Source organism: Streptomyces ferrugineus (genome assembly GCF_015160855.1).
GTDB classification, from domain to species: domain Bacteria; phylum Actinomycetota; class Actinomycetes; order Streptomycetales; family Streptomycetaceae; genus Streptomyces; species Streptomyces ferrugineus.
This window is the reverse complement of record NZ_CP063373.1, coordinates 9,314,570-9,335,826: the sequence shown is the minus strand read 5'-3', so window position 1 is coordinate 9,335,826 and position 21,257 is coordinate 9,314,570. Positions and strand designations below refer to the sequence as shown.

At 71.4% G+C, this 21,257-nt stretch carries 21 protein-coding genes; 15 read left to right on the top strand and 6 right to left on the bottom strand.

The genetic code is table 11. The features are described from left to right. Positions 1-41 precede the first annotated feature (41 nt). On the top strand, positions 42-614 hold the full coding sequence (locus IM697_RS41440; RefSeq protein ID WP_194042238.1) for a Uma2 family endonuclease: 573 nt from the start codon (positions 42-44) through the stop codon (positions 612-614). Here IM697_RS41440 and IM697_RS41435 read toward each other — a convergent pair. Next, a complete protein-coding gene (locus IM697_RS41435) occupies positions 592-1,215 on the bottom strand; it encodes a rhomboid family intramembrane serine protease (RefSeq protein WP_194042236.1) in 624 nt (207 codons plus the stop codon). The genes IM697_RS41440 and IM697_RS41435 overlap by 23 nt on opposite strands. Positions 1,216-1,304: 89 nt before the next feature. Between IM697_RS41435 and IM697_RS41430 the strand changes: the two genes are divergently transcribed. The 9 genes from IM697_RS41430 (at position 1,305) to IM697_RS41390 (ending at position 9,263) form a co-directional block, all read left to right on the top strand. Beyond that, complete coding sequence (locus IM697_RS41430; protein ID WP_194042234.1) at positions 1,305-1,988, top strand: UbiX family flavin prenyltransferase; 684 nt, start codon at positions 1,305-1,307, stop codon at positions 1,986-1,988. Positions 1,989-2,073: 85 nt separating this feature from the next. Further along, complete coding sequence (locus tag IM697_RS41425; protein WP_194042232.1) at positions 2,074-2,529, top strand: Lrp/AsnC family transcriptional regulator; 456 nt, start codon at positions 2,074-2,076, stop codon at positions 2,527-2,529. 39 nt (positions 2,530-2,568) lie between these two features. After that, positions 2,569-3,732: an aminofutalosine synthase MqnE gene (gene mqnE / locus IM697_RS41420; protein WP_194042230.1), complete on the top strand. Its 1,164-nt coding sequence runs from the start codon at positions 2,569-2,571 to the stop codon at positions 3,730-3,732. Positions 3,733-3,778: 46 nt separating this feature from the next. Beyond that, entirely contained in the window at positions 3,779-4,438 is a 660-nt protein-coding gene (locus tag IM697_RS41415) for a UdgX family uracil-DNA binding protein (protein ID WP_194042228.1), read from the top strand. 16 nt (positions 4,439-4,454) lie between these two features. Continuing rightward, a complete protein-coding gene (locus tag IM697_RS41410) occupies positions 4,455-4,979 on the top strand; it encodes a GNAT family N-acetyltransferase (protein WP_194042226.1) in 525 nt (174 codons plus the stop codon). Positions 4,980-5,064: 85 nt separating this feature from the next. Next, on the top strand, positions 5,065-5,373 hold the full coding sequence (locus IM697_RS41405) for a DUF4229 domain-containing protein (protein ID WP_194042224.1): 309 nt from the start codon (positions 5,065-5,067) through the stop codon (positions 5,371-5,373). 175 nt (positions 5,374-5,548) lie between these two features. Beyond that, entirely contained in the window at positions 5,549-7,177 is a 1,629-nt protein-coding gene (locus tag IM697_RS41400) for an SPFH domain-containing protein (RefSeq protein WP_194042222.1), read from the top strand. Then, complete coding sequence (locus tag IM697_RS41395) at positions 7,174-8,523, top strand: SPFH domain-containing protein (RefSeq protein WP_194042220.1); 1,350 nt, start codon at positions 7,174-7,176, stop codon at positions 8,521-8,523. The genes IM697_RS41400 and IM697_RS41395 overlap by 4 nt, the downstream gene beginning before the upstream one ends. Positions 8,524-8,582: 59 nt before the next feature. Beyond that, entirely contained in the window at positions 8,583-9,263 is a 681-nt protein-coding gene (locus IM697_RS41390) for a TetR/AcrR family transcriptional regulator (protein WP_194042217.1), read from the top strand. On the opposite strand, the gene IM697_RS41385 is transcribed toward IM697_RS41390, so the two are convergent. After that, positions 9,227-10,090 carry a MaoC/PaaZ C-terminal domain-containing protein gene (locus IM697_RS41385; protein ID WP_194042214.1) on the bottom strand — a complete coding sequence of 288 codons (864 nt, stop codon included), beginning with the start codon at positions 10,088-10,090 and terminating at the stop codon, positions 9,227-9,229. The two genes, IM697_RS41390 and IM697_RS41385, sit on opposite strands and share 37 nt — an antisense overlap. Further along, the gene (locus IM697_RS41380; RefSeq protein ID WP_194042212.1) at positions 10,090-11,418 is read right to left on the bottom strand and encodes a 3-oxoacyl-ACP reductase; all 1,329 of its coding nucleotides are present in this window, start codon (positions 11,416-11,418) and stop codon (positions 10,090-10,092) included. Before IM697_RS41380 ends, IM697_RS41385 begins: the two co-directional genes overlap by 1 nt. A gap of 84 nt (positions 11,419-11,502) precedes the next feature. Here IM697_RS41380 and IM697_RS41375 point away from each other — a divergent pair, with 84 nt between their 5' ends. From IM697_RS41375 to IM697_RS41360, 4 genes are all read left to right on the top strand, one after another. Beyond that, positions 11,503-12,789, top strand: coding sequence for an acetyl-CoA C-acetyltransferase (locus IM697_RS41375; protein WP_194042210.1), 1,287 nt, complete (start codon positions 11,503-11,505; stop codon positions 12,787-12,789). 235 nt (positions 12,790-13,024) lie between these two features. Next, on the top strand, positions 13,025-14,953 hold the full coding sequence (locus IM697_RS41370; RefSeq protein WP_194042208.1) for an AMP-dependent synthetase/ligase: 1,929 nt from the start codon (positions 13,025-13,027) through the stop codon (positions 14,951-14,953). A 168-nt stretch (positions 14,954-15,121) separates the two neighbouring features. Continuing rightward, on the top strand, positions 15,122-16,039 hold the full coding sequence (locus tag IM697_RS41365; protein ID WP_194042206.1) for an NAD-dependent epimerase/dehydratase family protein: 918 nt from the start codon (positions 15,122-15,124) through the stop codon (positions 16,037-16,039). A gap of 181 nt (positions 16,040-16,220) precedes the next feature. Then, the gene (locus IM697_RS41360; RefSeq protein ID WP_194050096.1) at positions 16,221-17,327 is read left to right on the top strand and encodes a sugar ABC transporter substrate-binding protein; all 1,107 of its coding nucleotides are present in this window, start codon (positions 16,221-16,223) and stop codon (positions 17,325-17,327) included. A 12-nt stretch (positions 17,328-17,339) separates the two neighbouring features. Here the strand turns inward: IM697_RS41360 and IM697_RS41355 are convergent, their stop codons facing one another. Then, positions 17,340-18,245, bottom strand: coding sequence for a LysR family transcriptional regulator (locus tag IM697_RS41355; RefSeq protein ID WP_194042204.1), 906 nt, complete (start codon positions 18,243-18,245; stop codon positions 17,340-17,342). 277 nt (positions 18,246-18,522) lie between these two features. On the opposite strand from IM697_RS41355, the gene kstD reads away from it, so the two are divergent. After that, on the top strand, positions 18,523-20,280 hold the full coding sequence (gene kstD / locus IM697_RS41350; protein WP_194042203.1) for a 3-oxosteroid 1-dehydrogenase: 1,758 nt from the start codon (positions 18,523-18,525) through the stop codon (positions 20,278-20,280). Positions 20,281-20,318: 38 nt separating this feature from the next. On the opposite strand, the gene IM697_RS41345 is transcribed toward kstD, so the two are convergent. Both IM697_RS41345 and IM697_RS41340 read right to left on the bottom strand, forming a co-directional pair. Further along, a complete protein-coding gene (locus IM697_RS41345; protein WP_194042201.1) occupies positions 20,319-20,969 on the bottom strand; it encodes a class I SAM-dependent DNA methyltransferase in 651 nt (216 codons plus the stop codon). Positions 20,970-20,997: 28 nt separating this feature from the next. Beyond that, complete coding sequence (locus tag IM697_RS41340) at positions 20,998-21,240, bottom strand: glycine zipper domain-containing protein (protein ID WP_194042199.1); 243 nt, start codon at positions 21,238-21,240, stop codon at positions 20,998-21,000. Positions 21,241-21,257: the final 17 nt, after the last annotated feature.

Sequence of the window (21,257 nt, the reverse complement as noted above, 5' to 3'; positions counted from 1 at the left end):
GGTGCGGCCTACCATCGGGTGCAGGACCAAGGGAGGCCGCCATGACCGTCTCGGACATCGACCGCCTGCACTCGCAGCTCAGCCGGTTCGAGGACATGTTCCCCGGCTATCGGATGGAGATTGTCGAGGGCAACATCATGATGAGTCCGGTCAAGCCTCACCACGCGCAGACCATCCGTTTGGTCTGGAACACGCTTGAGGCCCAGGTCGGTGCGGAGTGGGGCTTCGCCAGTGACGTTGCCTTCCCGTTCGACGAGGACAATGAGTTCTGCCCCGACCTGGCTGTCATCCCGGCCTCGGAGGTGGCGAAGAACGAGGGCGCGTACCCGCCCGACCTCATCGAACTGGTCGTCGAGGTAGTGTCTCAGGGCAGTATCCGCCGCGATTACGAGGTCAAACCCCGCTGGTATGCCTCTCGGGGCATCGCCAACTACCTGATCCTCGACCCCCTCAAGGGCCACTGCGTCACCATGTGGAACCCCGGCCCCGACGGCTACCGAGGCCGCGACACCATCCCCTACGGCCCTGACCTCACCCTCGACTCCCCGCTCGGCAAGCTGACGGTCCCCACGGGCGCCTTCCCCGTCGACCCTAAAGCGCGCCCCCGGCCCTGAGCGCGGCCCGGCGGCGGAAGACGAATGCCGCCGCCACCCCCGCCACCAGCCCCACCAGATGCCCCTGCCAGCTCACGCCGGACTGGGTCGGGGCGAGGCCCGCCAGGATCGCGCTGCCCCAGATGGCGCCGACCAGCAGGCCGACCAGGACGCCCAGCGGGCGACGCTCCACGAAGCCGGTGACCAGGAGGAAGCCGAAGAGGCCGAAGATCAGGCCGGAGGCGCCCGCGGTGTTGGTGCCGGACGGGGATATGAGCCACACGCCGATACCGTCGGCGACGATGACCAGGGCGCAGACGGCCAGGAACCGCCGTATGCCTCCGAGCGCGGCCAGGAACCCCAGGACCAGCAGCGGCACGCTGTTCGCCGCGACATGGGCGAAGCCGAAGTGGGTGAACGAGGCCGGGACGACGTCCACCAGCTCGGACGGCTCGCGCGGCATGATCCCGAACCGGTCCAGCGCATGCCCGCTGAGCGCGTCCGCCACTTCGAGCAGCCACAGCAGCGCCACCCAGCCCAGCATCAGCTTGGCCGCCGTCAGCGCCCGCTCACCGCGCGACCACTCGCGCCCCGTGTCCCATGAACCCGATGTACCCGGCATGGCAACCCCCGCCCGACTTCGTCCCCTCTGGGAACGCCCGGGCCCCCTTGGTCGGTTCCCACCCCGCGACGCCGGATAGGCTCGGTGTCGTGAACCCAGTCAAGCCAGGAGAGACGCCGCGTGCGCCTTGGATCGTAGGGGTGTCCGGCGCCTCCGGCACCCCATACGCCGCCGCCGTGCTGCGCGCGCTCCTCGCCGCCGGGGAGAGCGTCGACCTGGTCGTCAGCCGGGCGTCGCGACTCACCCTGCTCGACGAGACGGGGATCGCCTTCCGGGACGCCCACTGGGAGGACGACCTGCGGGAGTGGCTCACGCGGGGCGCCGACGGCAAGCCCGGCACCTTCGAGGCGGACATCGAGGGCGTGCGGTACTGGAACGCCGGGGATCTCGCCGCCGGGCCGTCCTCGGGCTCGTACCCCACCAAGGGCATGCTGATCGTGCCCGCCTCCACGGCCTGCGTCGCCGGAGTCGCGCTCGGGCTGTCCAAGGATCTGTTGCAACGGGCGGCGAGCGTGACCCTGAAGGAGGGGCGCGCGCTCGTGGTCGCCGTACGGGAGACGCCCCTGAACGGGCAGACCCTGCGGCACCTGGTGACGCTGGACGACGCGGGCGCGACCGTCGTCCCCGCCTCGCCCGCCTTCTACGCCGGGGCCACGCACATCCAGGACCTGGTGGACTTCGTCGCGGGGCGGGTGCTCGACGCGGCGGGCGTCGAACACCGGCTCTACCGCCGCTGGAAGGGCGAACTGGGCGGGGGCGCCCGGACCGACTGAGCGGCACTCACACTTCAGGCATCAGTACTTCAGGCATCAGTTCAGGAACTACGTCAGACCTCTTCAGCGGAAGGCTTTCAATCGCATGGACGCGGTGGACAGGCAGCTCATCCAGGCCCTGAGGGAGAACGGCCGGGCCTCCTACGCGGAGCTGGGGCGCCTCGTCGGCCTGTCGGGCCCCAGCGTCACCGACCGCATCAACCGGCTGGAGGCGGCCGGCGTCATCACCGGCTACCGCGCCACCGTCGACGCCGCCTCGCTCGGCCTCGGCGTCACCGCGCTGATCGGCATCTCGCTCTCCGACGCCACCGACCACGAGGACGTGGCGAGCCGGCTGCGGGACCTGAGCGAGATCGAGGACTGCTGGTTCATCGCCGGCGACGACTCGTACATGCTCAAGGTGCGCGCGGCGGACGTGGACGGCCTGGAGAAGATCATCCGGCGGCTCAGCGGGACGAAGGGCGTCTCCCGGACGCGTACCACGATCGTGCTCTCCACCAAGTGGGAGAACCGGGTCGGGGAACTTCCGGAAGAGGTATAGGCGTACGGTTTACGGAGTCTGTCTGAGAGAGGTGCACGCATGGACGTCGGGCTCAAGCGCGAGCTGGAGGACAAGGTCAGGGCGGGTGTCCGCCTGACCCGTGAGGACGGCATCGCGCTGTACGAGTCGGACGACCTGGCCTGGCTGGGCGGTCTCGCCCACGAGGTGCGCACCCGCAAGAACGGTGACGTCGTGCACTTCAACGTCAACCGGCACCTCAACATGACCAACGTCTGTACGGCCTCCTGCGCGTACTGCTCCTTCCAGCGCAAGCCGGGCGAGAAGGACGCGTACACGATGCGCATCGAGGAGGCCGTGGGGCTCGCCAAGGCGATGGAGTCGGAGAACCTCACCGAGCTGCACATCGTCAACGGGCTGCACCCGAACCTCCCGTGGCGGTACTACCCGCGCTCCCTGCGGGAGCTCAAGGCCGCTCTGCCGAACGTCTCCCTGAAGGCCTTCACGGCCACCGAGATCCATCACTTCGAGACGATCAGCGGCCTGTCCGCGTCCGAGATCCTCGACGAGCTCATCGACGCCGGTCTGGAGTCGCTGACCGGCGGCGGCGCGGAGATCTTCGACTGGGAGGTCCGGCAGCACATCGTGGACCACCGCACCCACTGGGAGGACTGGTCCCGTATCCACCGCCTGGCGCACGAGAAGGGTCTGAAGACCCCGTGCACCATGCTCTACGGCCACATCGAGGAGCCGCGCCACCGGGTGGACCATGTGCTCCGGCTTCGCGAGCTGCAGGACGAGACCGGCGGCTTCCAGGTCTTCATCCCGCTGCGCTACCAGCACGACTTCGTGGACATGAAGGACGGCAAGATCCGCAACCGCCTTCAGGAGCGCACTCAGATGGCGACCGGCGCGGAGGCCCTGAAGACCTTCGCCGTCTCCCGTCTCCTCTTCGACAACGTCCCGCACGTCAAGGTCTTCTGGGTCATGCACGGCGTCCAGACCGCGCAGCTCGCGTTGCAGCACGGCGCGGACGACATGGACGGCTCGGTCGTCGAGTACAAGATCACCCATGACGCGGACAACTACGGCACGCCGAACAAGCTGACCCGCGAGGACCTGCTGGACCTGATCCGGGACGCCGGGTTCCGCCCGGTGGAGCGCAACACGCGGTACGAGGTCATCCGCGAGTACGACGGCCCGGATCCGGCGCGCAGGGAGTCCCCGCAGCCCATGCGCGTCTGACCCGGCCGGCACGGGTCCGATGCCCCACGGCGGGTACTCGGGCCCCATGGTGAGCACGAAGGCACCCGAGGACGCCTACACCGCCGAACCCTTCCTTCCCGATCGCGGCGGCCTTCCGGCCCTGCGCCGAGCCGCCGCCGACTGCCGCGGCTGCCCCTTGCACCGCGACGCCACCCAGACCGTGTTCGGCGCCGGGACGGCGGACGCGCGCGTCATGCTCGTCGGGGAGCAGCCCGGCGACCAGGAGGACCGCCAGGGCAAGCCGTTCGTCGGCCCCGCGGGGAGGCTGCTGGACCGGGCTCTCGCGGAGGCCGGCATCGATCCCGGCGACGCGTATGTCACGAACGCCGTCAAGCACTTCAAGTTCACGCGCGCGGAGCCCCGCAAGCGCCGTATCCACAAGGCGCCGTCCCTCCGCGAGATGACGGCGTGCGGCCCTTGGCTGGCCGCCGAACTGGCCGTGGTGGAGCCGGAGCTGATCGTGGTGCTGGGCGCGAGCGCGGGCAAGGCGCTGCTGGGGTCGTCGTTCCGGGTCGGGGAGTCGCGCGGGGCGCTGCTGGAGCGCGAGATCCACGGGCGGCCGGAGAGGCTGGTGGCGACGGTGCATCCGTCGTCGGTGCTGCGGGCACAGGACGACGAGGACCGGAAGGCCGCGTATGAGGGGCTGGTCTCCGATCTGAAAGTGGCGGCACGAGCACTGTCGTAATGGGTACGATGGCTCGGTGCCTCTTACTTTCACACTCGATCCAGCCGTCACCCCCGCCCTCCGCGACGGCATCCTCGACCTGTGGACCGACGTCTCCAACGCGGGCGGAGCCGTCGGCTTCGTGCCGCCGGCGGCACGGGAGGAGATCCGGCCGGAGCTGGTGCGGCACTTCGTGGCGATGGCGGAAGGGTGCAGTCGGCTGCTGGTCGGCCACGACGAGGCGGGCGAGGTGGCCGCGACGGCCTTCCTCACCTTCAACGCGCACCGCCTGATGACGCACTGGGTGTGGCTGTACACGGTGATGGTGCACCCCCGCCACCAGGGCAGGGGCTACGGCCGCGACCTGCTGGCGGTCGCCGAGGAAGCGGCCCGCTCCTTCGACGGCGTCGACGCGATCCGGCTCACCTGTCGCGGCGGCCTCGGCCTGGAGAGCTTCTACGGCTCCTGCGGCTACAAGGAGGTCGGCCGGATCCCGGACGCCATCCGGGTCGCCCCGGGCGACGACCGGGACGACGTGATCATGCTGCTGCCGCTCGACTGAGCCGTACCGACCCCCGTGCAAGATCGGTGGCCCGCCGTGCTTCACTGGACGGTGGCCCTGTTTGGATTCGGAAGAGTGGATTGAGATGCTCCGCTACACACTGATGCGCCTCGGGATCTTCGTGGGCTGCCTCGTGGTCGTCTGGGGCCTCGTCTACTCCGGCCTCGCCCCGCGCGGCCTCGGCGACTCCAACGGCATGTGGATCGTCCTGCTCGCCCTGGTGCTCTCGGCCCCGATCAGCTTCGTCGTGCTGCGCAAGGAGCGGGACCGCGCGTCCGCCGGGATCGTCCAGCGCGTCGACCGGATGAAGGCCAACCTGGAGGCGAACCGCAGCCAGGAGGACACGGCCGACGACACGGCTCGCGCACAGGGGCAGGCTTCCCGGACCTCGTAGGGCCGCCGCACGGTCGTTGCCGGGTTCCGGCAGCGATACCGCTGGGTAACTGTGCCGGGCCCCTCCCTTACCCTTGTCCGGATCATGATGTGAGATGGCTGGAACCACATCGGGTCGACCGGTGTATGACCAGTAGGACCGCATCCAACGGGCATCGGAACCACAAGGGGGAACCGTGGCACAAGCGCGAGCCCGCGCGAAGCAGGGCGCACAGCGCGTCGCCCAAGCCGTCGCTTCCGGCACCGATCCGCGGGCGGCCGCGCAGCAGGAACTGCGGCGGCAGACCGGCGGACGAGCCACAGCGACCGGCGGCGACGAGCAGTACGACGTCCAGGGCCAGGGCATCGACCCGGCCGACTTCCCGGCTGCCCGGGAACAGGGCTCCACCGCCACCGTCATGCGGCAGAAGACCGTGCCGCTGGACGAGGCCGGGGAGGCGCTCGGCAGAAGCGAGCAGGTGCGCGAGGACGGCGAGATGGTGCATGCCATCTGCCCGATGGTGATCCCCAAGGGCCGCTCGATCATCTCCATGCTGCCGGTGCTGATGCTGCTCGTGCTGGGCGCGGTGGGTACGTCGATCGTCGGAGCCTCCGGCGCCGACGTCCTGACCAACCCGTTGTTCGGCGCGCACTACTGGGTCGTGGCGGTCCTCGCCGTCGCCTTCGTGTGGTGGCGGCAGGGCATGGTCATGGTGCCGGACGGCTGCCAGGCGCTGATCACCCGGTTCGGCAAGCTGGAGAAGGTCGTGGGGCCGGGCCGGGTCGTGCTGCTGAGCCCGTGGAAGCGGGTGTCGTACATCGTCAACACCACGCGCGAGTACCCCTTCAACGCGCCGGTGCGCGAGGCGCCGACCCGGGGCGGCGTGAAGGCGTCGATCGACCTGTTCATCCAGTTCCGGATCAGCGACCCCACCGAGTTCGTCTACACCCTCGGCGCGGTGCGCGGCTTCGAGGAGAAGCTGAGCAACGCCGTCAGCGAGACCATCCGCAGCCTCATCTACGAGCAGGAGGCCGCCGGCATCTACGACATGGTCGGCGAGGACACCGGCCGGCTGCTGGAGCAGCTCAACCAGCAGTTCCGCCCGGCCGTCGAGCTGACCAACGCCAACATCACCCACGCCGAGCCCTCCGACCAGCGCTACCGCATGGACCTGGCGGCGCCCGAGATGGTGCGGGTGGCCAAGGAGGCGTACACGCACGAGTACGCGCTCCAGCTCCGCAAGGAGCAGGACGAGGGTGACCTGACCCGCGAGCTCGCCTCCAGCCAGGAGACGCTCTCCGCGATCCAGGCCGACATCGCCCAGTACCAGGCGCAGATGGACACGGCCGTCGAGCGCGAGACCAACCGCGCCGAGGCGCTCGCCCGACAGCGCTATGTCCAGGCCGAGTCGGAGGCGAAGGCGAACGCGGCCCTCCTGGAGGCGCAGGCCCTGGACATCCGCGCGGTGACCGCGGCCGAGGCGCCGGAGATCCTGGAGTACCGCTACCAGCAGCAGGTGCTGGACACCCTGGAGCAGGTCGCCGACCACCTGCCGCGGCTCGTGCGCATCGGCGGCACGGCGGACGCGGGGATCGACTTCCTGGAGCTGGCCCGCGAACTGGTCGGCGAGCGCGGCACGGAACTGTTCAGCGAAGAGGACATGGCCGCCGTACGAGGGCGCCTGGCCGAGGTGTCCGAGCGGATCGCCGCGCGCGAGGGCGAGATCGGAGCACTGCTCGCCGCCGAGCGGCCGACGGTGCCGCAGGTGCCCGACCCGGCCGTATCGGCCGACAGCTCCGACACATCCGAGGAGGCCGCCCAGTGAGCAGCGCCCGTACCAACCGCAGGTCGGTCATCTCCGAGGCCGTCGCCCCCTGGAGCGACATCGCGCGCCTGCTGCGCGGCGGCGAGGCCGACACCCTGATCCCGGTCATCATCCCGCGCCACCGGCGCCGCCTGTGGTGGATGCTGCCGCTGTGGCTCGGCGTCTACGCCCTGCTCATGGGCGTGATGCTGTCCGTGGGCGAGGCGGAGTCCGACTCGACCGCCGGGGACCTCGCCTACGGCGCCCTGGCCACCGTCTCCTACGCCGGCGGCGTGGTGCTGCTGCTGATCGGCGCGCTGTGGTGGTGGCGCTCCTCGATCGTCGAGATCGAGCAGGGCACCAACGGCGTGCTGACCCGCTACGGCGCCGTCACCCGCACCCTGGACGCCGGCCGCCACTACCTGTGGCACCCGTGGTCCCGGGTGGACTTCGTCGTCGACACGGCCACCGAGATCCCGTACTCGGCACCGGTGATGGCCTGCCCGACGCAGGAGAACGTGCCGCTGCGCTCGATCGAGTTCTTCCTGAAGTTCCGCATCACCGACGCCGTGCTGTTCGTCCGCACCATCGGCGCGGGCAACTTCGACCTGGTGCTCTCCAGCGCCGTACAGGACGCGATCCGTCAGCGCGCCCGCAAGATGCGCACCGAGCGCGCCTACGACCTGCGCGGCTCGGACGTGGCCGACATGCAGGAGCTGCTCAACCGCCAGCTCTCCGTCTACGGCGTGCGCATCACCGGCTCCAACATCCCGGACGTGCAGCTGCCGACGCAGTACCAGCAGCACCTGGCCACCCGGGAGCGGGTCGCCAAGGAGCGCACCGCCTACGATCAGGAGTGGGGCCTGATCCGCAAGCGCCGGATCGACCAGCTCGGCATGGACATCGAGCGGGCCAAGAAGGTGCGCGACGCCCGGATCGTCGAGGTCAAGGCCGCGCTGAACCGGGCCCGCGAAGAGGTCGCCCAGCTCCTGGAGCAGCAGGAGACCAACGCCCAGCGCGTGCGGTTCGAGATCGAGACGCGTGGCCGCAGCGGACTGATCGCCGCGGAGAACGAGGCCCGCGCCCAGCGCGCCCTCGCCAAGGCCTACCGCGACAACCGCGCCGTCCTGCAGTACGAACTGGCCCGGCGCCGCCTGGAGGTGGGCGCGAAGCTCGCCGGGAAGGCCCCGCAGCCGGTGGTCGTGCGCACCGACGGCACGAGCGCCGACACCTCGGCCCTGTCGACCCTCCTCACCGCGCAGTTGCTGCCCCGGATGACGGCCCTGCCGGCCGGGGACGGGCAGCCGTGGGGTGACCGGACGGAGCGGCTCGCGCGGCTCGTGGACGACATGAGCGGCGACGAGTAGGGCAGCGGTTCGCAGCGGGCCGGGTGGGATCGACCCTCCCGGCCCGTACGCTAATCGGCATGGGTGCCGTGAAGACCAAACGGATGCCGCGGGCCGTCCGTGAGCAGCAGATGCTGGACGCCGCCGTGCGGACGTTCGGGCAGCGCGGGTACATGGCCGCGTCGATGGACGAGATCGCCGAACTCGCGGGCGTGTCCAAGCCGTTGGTGTACCTGTATCTGAACTCGAAGGAAGATCTGTTCACCGCCTGTATCCGCCGCGAGGCCGACGCGCTCACCGCGGCGGTGCGGGCCGGAGTCCGGCGCGAGCTGCCGGCCGACCGCCAACTCTGGGAAGGCCTCGGCGCGTTCTTCGCGCACACCTCCCAGAACCCGGACGGCTGGTCCGTCCTGCACCTCCAGGCCCGCACCCACGGCGAGCCGTTCGCCTCCGAGGTCGCCGCGATGCGGGCGGAGATCGTGGCGTTCGTGACCCAGCTGATCGTCGCGGCCGCCCGGGAGGCGCACCGCGACCCCGACCTCCCCGAGAGCGAGGTCGCCGGTCTCGCCGAGGCCCTCGTGGGCGCCGCCGAGTCGCTCGCGGACTGGGCCAACGCCGCGTCGGGCGTGACGGCGCGACAGGCGGCGGCCACCTTGATGAACTTCGCCTGGTCCGGGCTGGGCAACCTGATGGACGGCAAGCCCTGGACCGCGCCGGACGCCGCTCACGAGGCGAGCGGCCAGACCTCCCCGGCCAGATGAACGCGCCCGCCGCCCCGTAGTTCGAACCGCCCGCCTTCCGCCGCGTACGTCACCGTCCCCGGCAGCAGCACCGGCGCCCGGAACTCGGCATCCACCCGGACCCGTTCGGGCACCCCGTGCGCGGCGAGGCAGCGGGCCACCGTCCACATGCCGTGCGCGATGGCGCGCGGGAAGCCGAACAGGCGGGCGGTGAGGGGGTGCAGATGGATGGGGTTGCGGTCACCCGAGGCGGCGCCGTAGCGACGGCCGACGTCACCGGCGATGCGCCACTCGGCGACGGCGGGCACCGGCTCGCGCGCCTCCTTCGCCGGCTCGGTAGCCTCCCTCGTCGGCTCGGGACCCTGGTGCGGCGAGGTGCGATGCCGGGCCAGATAGGTGCTCCGCGACTCCCACACCACCTCGTCGCCCGCCCGGATCGCGGTGAGCACGGCGGCCTCCGTGCCGCGCCGGTGCGGCGCCAGCCCGTCGACGCGCACGGAGAGTTCGTACTCCCCGGTGGCCGCGAGAGCCCGGTACTGGGTGATCGTGATCGACGTGTGGACGAGCCCGAGCAGCGGCAGCGGGAAGTCCCGGCCGCTCATCAGCCGCATCGTCAGCGGGAAGCCGAGCACGTGCGGATAGGTCACCGGCAGCGCGTCCTCCCCGGTGGGAAAGCCGCACACCCTCTCGTACGAGGCCAGCCGGGCGAGGTCGACCCGAAGTCCCGGCAGCACGAGGCGGGTGCGCGGGAACTCCGCGTCGGGGCCGGGTCGTTTGAAGGGTGACAGCAGGGCGCCCTGGGTGAGCAGCGGCGGAAGGGAAGGAGTACTGGTGAGCACGAGATCCATCAGGCCCCCAACAGGCTCTGGCCGCATACGCGTACGACCTGTCCGTTGACGGCCCCGGAGCCCAGGTCCGCCAGCCATGCGGTCGTCTCGGCGACGTCGACCGGCAGTCCGCCCTGCGCGAGCGAGTTCATCCGGCGCCCCGCCTCCCGGATGAACAGCGGGATCGCGGCGGTCATCTTCGTCTCGATGAAGCCGGGCGCGACCGCGTTGACCGTCACCCCGTGCTCGGCAAGCGCACGCGGCGCGAGGGAGCGGACCAGGCCGACGACGCCCGCCTTGCTCGCGCCGTAGTTGGTCTGCCCGGCGTTCCCCGCCAGCCCCGCGATCGACGCCGTCGCCACGATCCGGCCGCCCCGCCGCAGGGTCCCGCTCGCCAGCAGCGCGTCCGTCGTGCGCAGCACGCTCGCGAGATTGACGTCGAGCACCGAGCTCCAGTGCTCGGCGGGCATGTTCACCAGCCGACGGTCACGCGTGATGCCGGCGTTGTGCACCAGCACGTCCAGCCCGTCCGGCAGCGCCTCTGCGATGCGCGTGCCCGCGTCGGGGACGGTGATGTCGAGCGCGAGGGCGGTGCCGCCGAGCCGGTCGGCGACCCGCCGGGCGTCCTGCTCGGCCTGCGGCACATCGAGTACGACGACCCGGGCGCCGTCCCTGGCCAGCGTCTCGGCGACCGCCTCACCGATGCCGCGCGCGGCGCCGGTGACCAGGGCGGTGCGACCGGTCAGCGGGCGGTCGGTGGCGTTGGCCGCGGGGAAAGCGCCATCCGTGCCATCCGTGCCGTCCATGCCGTCCGCCGGGCCGACCTCGACGACCTGGCCGCTGACGTAGGCCGACTTGGGGGAGAGGAGGAAGCGCAGGGTCGACCCGGCGGCACGCGCGTCGGCGAGCCGTACGAGATTGACCGTACGGCCGCGCCCGATCTCCTTGCCCAGCGAGCGGGTGAAGCCCTCCAGGGCCTGCTGGACGGCCGCCTGGTGGTGGTCGGCGGGATCGAGGGGCGCGCCCAGGACGACGACCCGGCCGCTGTCCGCGACCGATCGCAGGACCGGGTGGAGGGCGGCGTGCACCTCGGCGAGCGTCTCGACGTCCCGGACCCCGGTGGCGTCCAGGAGGACGGCGGCCGGCCTGTCGGAGGAGGACGTCAGCTCCAGCCCCGCGCCGGACAGGTCGAGGTCCGACTTGCCGGCGGTCAGGAGGAGCCGGTCGCCCTTCAGCGCGGGGTGCTCCGGCGACCAGCGTCTGAGGGCCGCCGGCTGCGGCAGTCCGAGGCGGCGGGTGAGGAAGCGGCCGGGGGCCGTGCCGGTGAAGCTCAGATAGCGGTCGGCCATGTCCCACTCCCAGTGCGCTCCGATGCTGACTCCGGAGTAAGGTTACCCGAGGTAAGCCCATGTGGACGTGAGGAGTGAGTGGAGATGAGCTCCCTGTTGGCGCCGACGGTGCGGCGCGTGGCGATCATCGGCGGCACCCGTGTTCCGTTCGCACGCTCCGACGGCCCGTACGCCACCGCGTCCAACCAGGACATGCTCACGGCCGTGCTCGACGGGCTGGTCGAGCGCTACGGGCTGGGCGATCCGGGCGCGGTCGGCGAGTTCGTCGCCGGGGCCGTGCTCAAGCACAGCCGCGACTTCAACCTCGCCCGCGAGACCGTCCTCGGCTCGAAGCTGGACGCGCGCACGCCCGCGTACGACATCCAGCAGGCCTGCGGGACCGGCCTCCAAGCCGTGATCGCCGCCGCCAACAAGATCGCGCTCGGCCAGACCGAGTCGGCGATCGCGGGCGGCGCGGACACGACGAGCGACGCGCCCCTCGGCGTCAACGACGAACTGCGCCGCATCCTGCTGGAGGCGCGGCGGGCCAAGTCGCTGGGCGGGCGGATCAGGGCGCTGGCGCGCGTCCGGCCCTCCCACCTCGTCCCCGACATCCCGCGCAACGCCGAGCCCCGCACCAAGCTGTCCATGGGCGAGCACGCCGCCGTGACCGCCCGCGCCTTCGGCATCACCCGCGAGGCGCAGGACGAACTGGCGGCCACCAGTCATCAGCGGCTGGCGGCGGCGTACGAGCGCGGGTTCTTCCAGGACCTGGTGGTGCCCTTCCGCGGCCTGGAGCGGGACCAGAACCTGCGCCCCGGCTCGACGCCGGAGAAACTCACCGCGCTGAAGCCGGTGTTCGGCGTCGACCGGCCCGCCCCCACCATGACGGCGGGCAATTCGACGCCGCTGACGGACGGCGCGGCGGTCGTGCTGCTGGCGAGCGAGGAGTGGGCCGAGCGCCGGGGCCTGGAACCGCTGGCGTATCTCACCGCCTACGAGACGGCGGCCGTGGACTTCGTCCGCGGCGATGTCGCGGACGGCGAGGACGGGCTGCTGATGGCACCGGCGTACGCTGTCCCGCGCATGCTGGCGCGCACCGGACTCGCCCTCGGCGACTTCGACTTCGTCGAGATCCACGAGGCCTTCGCCTCCCAGGTGCTGGCCACGCTGGCGGCGTGGGAGAAGCGGGGACTCGGCCCCCTGGACCGCGCCCGGCTGAACGTCACCGGCTCCTCGCTGGCGACCGGTCACCCGTTCGCGGCGACCGGTGCGCGGATCGTGGCGACGCTGGCCAAGTCGCTGGCGGAGAAGGGCGGTTCGGGACGCGGACTGATCTCCGTGTGTGCGGCGGGCGGGCAGGGTGTCACGGCGGTTCTGGAACGAAGGTAAGAAGAAGGTGAGGCGAAGCTGAGTGCCCCTCACATAACCCCCGACGTTGCACATACCCGGCCCCGGACCACCCCCGAACCCGCACAACCCCCACACGCGGGCACCGTACGATCGCCTGCCTAACCAGCGGTAACCCGTTTCCGCAGGCCTCCGCAGGTGAACGCCACGGTGCGCGAGGCACGTACGTCATGCAGCAAGCAGTTTTCCCGCTGCACGCCCGCCGCAGGAGCCGCCCGTGTCCACCCCGCTTCCGTCCTTCGCCCCCTCGGCCGCCTACGGCGACGCCCCCGGACCGAACCTGGTCCAGCCCGAGACGCGGCGGCTCGACGGTGCCGTACGGGAGGCGTACGTACCGCCGTTCGCGCCGCCGGTGACCCATGGGTCGCTCGCGGACCTGCCCTTCGACAACGCGGCGGCGGCCCCCGACGCCGTGGTCCTCAGCCGCAGGGGCGAGGACGGGCAATGGACGGACGTGACGGCGGCTCAGTTCGCCGAGCAGGTGCAGGCGGTGGCGAAGGGGCTGATCGCGGAGGGGCTGACGCCCGGCGACCGGATCGCCGTCATGGCGCGCACCGTCTACGAGTGGACCCTCCTCGACTTCGCCGCCTGGGCGGCCGGCCTGGTGACGGTCCCCGTCTACCCCACCTCCTCCGTCTTCCAGACCCGCTGGATCCTCCAGGACTCCGGCGCGGTGGCCCTGGTCACCGAGACCGCCGCCCAGGCGGCCGCCCTCGGCCCCGAACTGGACCGGGTGCCCGACCTGCGCCACATGTGGGTGATGGACAAGGGCCACGTGGAGCGGCTCGGGGAACTGGGCGCACAGCAGCCGGACGGGGAGGTGGGCGTACGGCGCGGCATGCTGGTGCCGGACACGCTGGCGACGCTGATCTACACCTCGGGCACGACGGGCCGCCCCAAGGGCTGCGCGCTGACCCACGGCAACTTCTTCGCCGAGGTGGACAACGCCATCGAACTGCTCTACCCGATCTTCAAGGCGAGGACCAGCGAAGAGGCGTCGGTGCTGCTCTTCCTGCCCATGTCGCACGTCTTCGGCCGCATGGTGGCGGTGGCCTGCGTGCGGGCCAGGGTGCGCCTGGGCCATGCGCCGAGCCTGAAGGCTCAGGATCTGCTGCCGGACCTCGCGGCCTTCCGCCCGACCTGTCTGCTGACCATCCCCTACATGCTGGAGAAGGTCTTCAACAGTGCCCGCGCCAAGGCCGAGACGGGCGGCCGCGTCTCGTCCTTCGACCGTGCGGCGTCGGTCGCCGAGCGCTACGGCGAGGCACTGGAGGCCAAGGCGGGCGGCACGGGGTCGGGTCCGAGCACGGCCCTGAAGACGGCCCGCGCCTTCTACGACCCCCTGGTCTACCGCCGTATCCGCAACGCGATGGGCGGCCGTGTGAAGTACGCGATCTGCGGCGGCTCACCCCTCGGCCGGCGCCTGGCCGCCTTCTACACCGGGGCGGGCATCGAGATCTACGAGGGCTACGGACTGACCGAGACCACGGGCGCGGCCACGGTGACACCGCCGCTCAAGCCCCGCCTCGGCACGGTCGGCTGGCCGCTGCCCGGCACCCGGGTCCGCATCGCCTCCGACGGCGAGATCCTCATCGCCGGCGACCAGGTGCTGCGCGGCTACTGGGACCCGGCCGCGGGCGGCGTCGTCCCGGCGGCGGCGGACGGCTGGCTGCCGACGGGGGACATCGGTGCCCTGGACGACGAGGGCTATCTGACGATCACCGGCCGCAAGAAGGAACTGCTGATCACGGCGGGCGGCAAGAGCGTGGCCCCGGCGCCCCTGGAGAACTGGCTGCGCTCGCACCCCCTGATCTCCCAGTGCATCGTCCTGGGCGACCGGAGGCCGTATGTGTCCGCGTTGATCACCCTGGACATGGACGGCGTCACCCACTGGCGCCGGATGAACGGCAAGCACTCCGTGCCCGCCGAACTCCTCGTCACCGACGACGAGCTCAGGGCGATCCTGCAACGCGCGGTGGACGAGGCGAACAAGCTGGTGTCCAGACCGGAGTCGATCCGCCGCTTCGCGATCCTGCCGGCGGACTTCACCGAGATGGACGGCCATCTGACCCCGTCGATGAAGCTGCGCAGGGAGGCGATCATGCGGGACTTCGCGACGGAGGTGGAGGGGCTGTACGAGCGGTGACGCGGCGGGCGCGGGTCCCTTCCGCACACTCGCGGCGCTCCTCGTCGCGGCTCGGGTCGCTTCGGCGGCGATCTCCACCCGGATGCCACGCCTCCCATGTCACAGACGGCCGGGCCATCTCGTCCAAGGTTTCGACAGGACACGGTCCGAAACCGGAAGGTGATGGTCATGCGGGTGTTCGTGGCAGGTGGGGCCGGGGCCCTGGGGCGGCGGCTGGTGCCGCAGCTCGTGGCGCGGGGGCATCAGGTGACGGCTACGACGACGAGCGCGGCCAAGCTGGGGCTGCTGGAGCGGCTGGGCGCCGAGGGTGTCGTGATGGACGGGCTGGACGCGATGTCGGTCGGCGAGGCGGTGGCCCAGGCCCGGCCGGACGCGATCGTGCACGAGATGACCGGGCTCGGCAGCGGCAAGCCCAACATGCGGCACCCCGACCGGTTCTTCGCCCCCACCAACCGGCTGCGTATCGAGGGCACGGACCACTTGCTGGCCGCCGCCGAGGCGACCGGCGTACCCCACGTCGTGGTGCAGAGCTTCGCGCAGAGCTACGGGCCCGGCGCGGGGCTGCTGACCGAGGAGGACCCGATCGACCCGGGCCCGGTGCCGGTGGTGCGCAGGCTCTCGGCGGGCGTCCTGCACATCCAGGACGTGGTGCCCAAGGCAGGCGGCACGGTCCTGCGATACGGCGGGTTCTACGGCCCCGGCGCCAGCGACGACGTGGTCGACATGGTGCGCAAGCGGAAGTTCCCGCTCGTCGGGGAGGGCACCGGCTGGAACTCGTGGATCCACCTCGACGACGCGGCGAGCGCCACCGTCCTGGCCGTGGAGAAGCAGGCGCGGGGCGTGTTCAACATCGTCGACGACGAGCCGGCCCAGGTCCGCGACTGGCTGCCGTATCTGGCCGCGTGTGCCGGGGCGAAGCGGCCGATGCGGGTTCCCCGGTGGCTGGCCAAGCTGCTGGCCGGGGAGTTCGCGGTGTCCCTGATGACGGAGGGCCACGGCTTCTCCAACGCCAGGACCAAGCGGGAGCTCGGCTGGGAGCTGCGGTACCCCTCGTGGCGGCAGGGGTTCAAGGAGGAGCTGATCTGACCCTCGATCGGCGGGATCGCCCGGTCGTCGCCTTCCAGGGGGAAACGGTTGCCATGTCGTTACGACAACCTCTTGACGTGACATGACGTCCCCGCGTTGGCTACCGCCAGCCCGGGTAGCAACACCGCTCCTCCGCTCGGAAGGCCCAGTAGTGAACGCTCGTACCCCCCACGTCTCCGGTATGCGCCGTCTCGGCATAGCCCTCGCCGCCTCCGCCTCCGCGATGTCGCTCACCGCGTGCGGCGTCATCGACGGCATCGGAGGCGGTGAGAGCTCGGCGTCGCCGGAGAAGGGGGACGACATCACGGTGGGCCTGCTGCTGCCCGACAAGGACACCGCCCGCTTCGAGAAGTTCGACTACCCGCTCATCAAGAAGGAGGTCGGCACCCTCACCAAGAACAAGGGCAAGGTCGTCTACGCCAACGCCGAGGCGAGCCCCAAGAAGCAGAGCCGGCAGTTCCAGCAGATGATCGACGACGAGGTGGACGTCATCCTGGTGGACGCGCTGGACTCCAAGGCCATCGCGCCGGACGTGCGGAAGGCCAAGGACGCGGGCATCCCGGTCATCGCCTACGACCGCCTCGCCGAGGGGCCCATCGACGCGTACGTCTCCCACGACAACGAGCTCGTCGGCGAGGTCCAGGGCCGCGCCATCGTCGAGGAACTCGGCTCGAAGGCCGCGACCGGCAAGGTCGTCATGATGAACGGCGACCCCGCCGACCCGAACACGGCGCGGTTCAAGAAGGGCGCCCTCGAGGAGCTCGAGGGCGAGGTGAACATCGTCAAGAGGTACGACACCGAGAAGTGGTCGCCGGCGGTGGCCAAGGCCAACATGGAGAAGGCGATCGCCTCCGTCGGGGTCGGCGACGTCGCCGCCGTCTACTCCGCCAACGACGGCATGGCGGGCGCCGTCATCGACGCGCTCAAGGAGGCCGGTGCGGGCAGGATCCCGCCGGTGACCGGGCAGGACGCGAACCTGGAGGCGGTGCAGCGGATCGTCTCGGGCGAGCAGTTCATGACCGTGTACAAGTCCTTCCTGCTGGAGGCGACCAACGCCGCGAAGATGGCCGTGTACAAGGTCCAGGGCCGCAACATCGAGTTCGACGCGCTCACCCAGGACTCGGTCGACAGCCCGACCCAGGACGACATCCCGGCCCAGCTGGTGTCGGTGGTCGCCCTGACGAAGAAGAACATCAAGGACACGGTGATCCAGGACGGCGTCTACACCGTCGACCAGATCTGCACCTCCGAGTACGCGGCGGACTGCGCGGAGATCGGCCTGAAGTAGCCGCCCGGACGGTCAGCGGCCGGTTCCGGGGGCCCGGCGGTAGCTCTCCACCAGGTCCGCGAACGCCCGGGCGGGCGGGCCGAGCGCCTCCCAGCGGCGCACGGCCCAGCCGACCGGCAGCGGCCGCAGCGCGGGGACGGGGATCAGACGCAGGTCGCCGTCGCCCGGGACGGACAGTCCGGGCAGCGCGGGCACCACGGCCCGGCCGACCCCCAGCTCGGCCAGCAGCAGCGCCGTGTCCCAGTCGGCGACGCTGGTGTCGTGCGCGAACCGGACGCCCAACTCGGCGCAGGCGGCGTCCAGATGGGCCGCCGAGGCGGAGTTCGGCGGCAGCCGGATCAGCCGTACGTCACCCATGTCGGCACCGGCATCGACGTACGGCCGCCCGGCCAGCGGATCGTCGCACCGCACCGCCAGCACCCACGGCAGCCCCACCACCGGCCGCTGCTCGATGCCGCGCACCGGTGGGCCGAGGGTGATCCAGGCCAGGTCGAGCGTGCCGTCGGCCAGCGCGTCGAAGCTGCCGCGGCCCGAACTCACCGTACGGAACTCCAGGTTGACCCGGGGGTGGCGCCGCCGGTACGCGACGACCGCCTCCGACATGAAGTGCCGTACGGTCGTCGCGCCCGTCGCCACCCGCACGTACCCGCTGTCGCCGTCGACGAGATCCCGCAGCTGCCGCAGCGCCAGATCCAGCCCGGACATCCCCTCGGCGGCCGCCGCCTCCAGCACCCGCCCCGCCTGTGTCGGCACCACCCCGCGAGGCTGCCGTTCCAGCAGCGCGACCCCGGTCTCCCGCTCCAGCCGCTTCACATGCTGGCTCACGGCCGACTGCGTACACCCCAGCTCCCGCGCCACCGAGCTGAGACTTCCGGCCCGGCACACGGCCACGAACACCCGCAGGTCGTCGAGAGTCATGACACCCAAGCTAACTCTTGGAGGTCGCCACAAATCCCAAGGATTGACTGGGCTTTGCCCGATGTACGACGATCCTGGACGGGCCCGGGCGGCAACCCGCTCCTCGCCCTCGCCGGAGTCCGGACCATGGCGGGGAGGGGGCGGGTGCCGACCCAAAAGGGTGGGAAGCGGCGCTCAACTCCCTCTCCCCGCACTTGACTTCACAAGGCATCCGCGTCACATTCGCACTTCTGACACATCCTCAGATATGCGGAGTCGTCCAGGCGGGAGCTGTCCCATGACCACCAGCGCGCACCCTTCCCGAAGACACCTCCTCGCCGCCGGTGCCGCGGGCACGGTCACGGCCTCCCTCGGGTTCACCGCCGCCCATGCGGCCGATCTGCCCCTGCTCGGTACGTACGACGTCGTGGTCGTCGGCTCCGGGGCCGCCGGCATGACCGCCGCCCTCACCGCCGCCAAGCAGGGCCTGAGCTGTGTGGTGCTGGAGAAGGCGCCCACCTTCGGCGGGTCGGCCGCCCGGTCCGGTGCCGGGATCTGGATCCCCAACAACTCCGTGATCCTCGCGGCGGGCGTGCCGGACACGCCCGCGAAGGCCGCCGCCTACCTCGCCGCCGTCGTCGGCCCGGACGTTCCCGCGGACCGGCAGCGGGCCTTTCTCGCCCACGGCCCGGCGATGCTCTCCTTCGTCATGGCCAACAGCCCGCTGCGGTTCCGCTGGATGGAGGGCTACAGCGACTACTACCCCGAGCTGCCCGGCGGCCTGCCGAACGGCCGCTCCATCGAGCCCGACCAGCTCGACGGCAACCTCCTGGGCGCCGAACTGGCCCGGCTGAACCCGCCGTACCTGGAGGTGCCGGCCGGACTGGTCGTCTTCAGCGCCGACTACAAGTGGCTGGCCCTGGCCGCGGTGAACCTCAAGGGGGCCGCGGTGGCCGCCCAGTGCCTGGCGCGGGGCACGGCGGCGGCCCTGCGCGGGGAGAAGCCGCTGACCATGGGGCAGTCGCTGGCGGCCGGACTGCGCCTGGGGCTGCGGTCGGCGGGGGTTCCCGTGTGGCTCGGCGCGCCGCTCACCGACCTCTACGTCGAGGGCGGCACCGTGAGCGGCGCCGTCGTCACCCGGGACGGCACCCCCGGCCTGGTCCGCGCCCGCCGGGGCGTGATCGTCGGCTCGGGCGGCTTCGAGCACAACGCGGCGATGCGCGAGCGCTACCAGCGCCGGCCCATCGGCACGGACTGGACCGTCGGCGCGAAGGAGAACACCGGCGACGGCATCCGGGCCGGACAGCGTCTCGGCGCCGCGCTCGGCCTCATGGACGACGCCTGGTGGGGCCCGGCGATCCCGCTCCCCGACCGGCCGTACTTCTGCCTCGCCGAACGCACCCTCCCCGGCGGTCTGCTGATCAACGCGGCCGGCGCCCGGTTCGTCAACGAGGCCGCCCCCTACGGCGACGTCGTCCACACGATGTACGACGTGAACGACACCAGCCCGGCCATCCCGTCCTGGCTGATCGTCGACCAGAACTACCGCAACCGGTATCTCTTCAAGGACGTCGCCCCGGCCCTGCCCCTCCCCGCCGACTGGTACGGCTCGGGCGCCGCCCACAAGGCCTGGACCCTGGACGCGCTCGCCGCCTCGATCGGCGTCCCGGCGGCGGCGCTGCGCAGCACGGTGGACCGCTTCAACTCCCAGGCCCTGAAAGGTGAGGACCCCGACTTCCACCGCGGCGACAGCGCCTACGACCACTACTACACGGACCCGTCGGTCCTCCCCAACTCCTGCCTGGCGCCCCTCTGGCTCCCCCCGTACCACGCCTTCCGGATCGTCCCCGGCGACCTCGGCACCAAGGGCGGCCTGGTCACGGACGCCCGCGCCCGTGTGCTGCGCGAGGACGGCTCGGTGATCCGGGGCCTGTACGCCGCCGGCAACGCGAGCGCGGCCGTCATGGGGCACAGCTACGCGGGCGCGGGTTCGACGATCGGCCCGGCGATGACGTTCGGGTACATCGCGGCCAAGGACATCGCCGGGACTCTCTGAGCGGCCTCGGAAGGACTTCGCCGGGACTCTGAGCGGCCTCAGACGGCGGGCTTGCGGACGATCAGGAACGCCTGCGCGGCCGTCTCGTCGAACGCCGGGTCCGGCTCGCGGACCGTCCGGGAGACGAGGGCGAATCCGGCCGCTGTCAGCAGCTCGGCGATGTCCTCCGGGCGGCGGCGCAGGAAGGTGAGCGCGACCGGGTGACCGAAGGGCCGGTCGTGGTGGCGGTGCTCGTCGCCGGCCTGGAACGCGACGAGCAGCGGCGCGCCCGGGGCCAGTACGCGGTGGAACTCGGCGAAGAGCGCCGGGAGTTCCGCCACGGGGGTGTGGATGGACGAGTAGAACGACATGGCGCCGGACAGTGTGCCGTCCGGGATGTCCAGCTCCAGCATGGAGCCCCGCTCGAAACGCAGCCCCGGGTGGTCGCGGCGGGCGATCGCGAGCATCGACTCCGACAGGTCGATGCCGAACACCGGCAGCCCCAGCGAGGCGAGATGGCCGGTCGCCTCGCCCGGACCGCAGCCCAGGTCGGCCACCGGGCCGTCCCCGTCGACGAGTTCGGCGAACAGCGCCAGCATCGCCCGCTCCAGGGGCCGCTGTGCGAGCGCGTCCTTGAAGAGGGTCGCGTAGTCCTCGGCGATGGCGTCGTAGAAGGTGCGGGTGGTGGTCAGGAAGTCGGCTTCGGTCATGGCCGGGGACCTTAGCGAAGGCGGGCGGCTACTCGCCTCCGTCCTCCTGCTCGCCGTCGCGCATCCGGCCGGCGGCGACCCCGGTGCCGACGGCGAGGCCCAGGCACATCCCCAGCGACAGCCCGAGGGCCAGGTCGTCGAGGACGGTCATCCCGAGGACGAGGCCGATGCTCGCGCCCAGGGAGAGCCCGACGGACACCCCCGTCGCCAGCTTGTTCTCGGCGGCACTCCCGCCGCTCTCCCTTTGGCCGTTCTCTTCCCCATCGGTCACCCGGCGATGCTCCCATG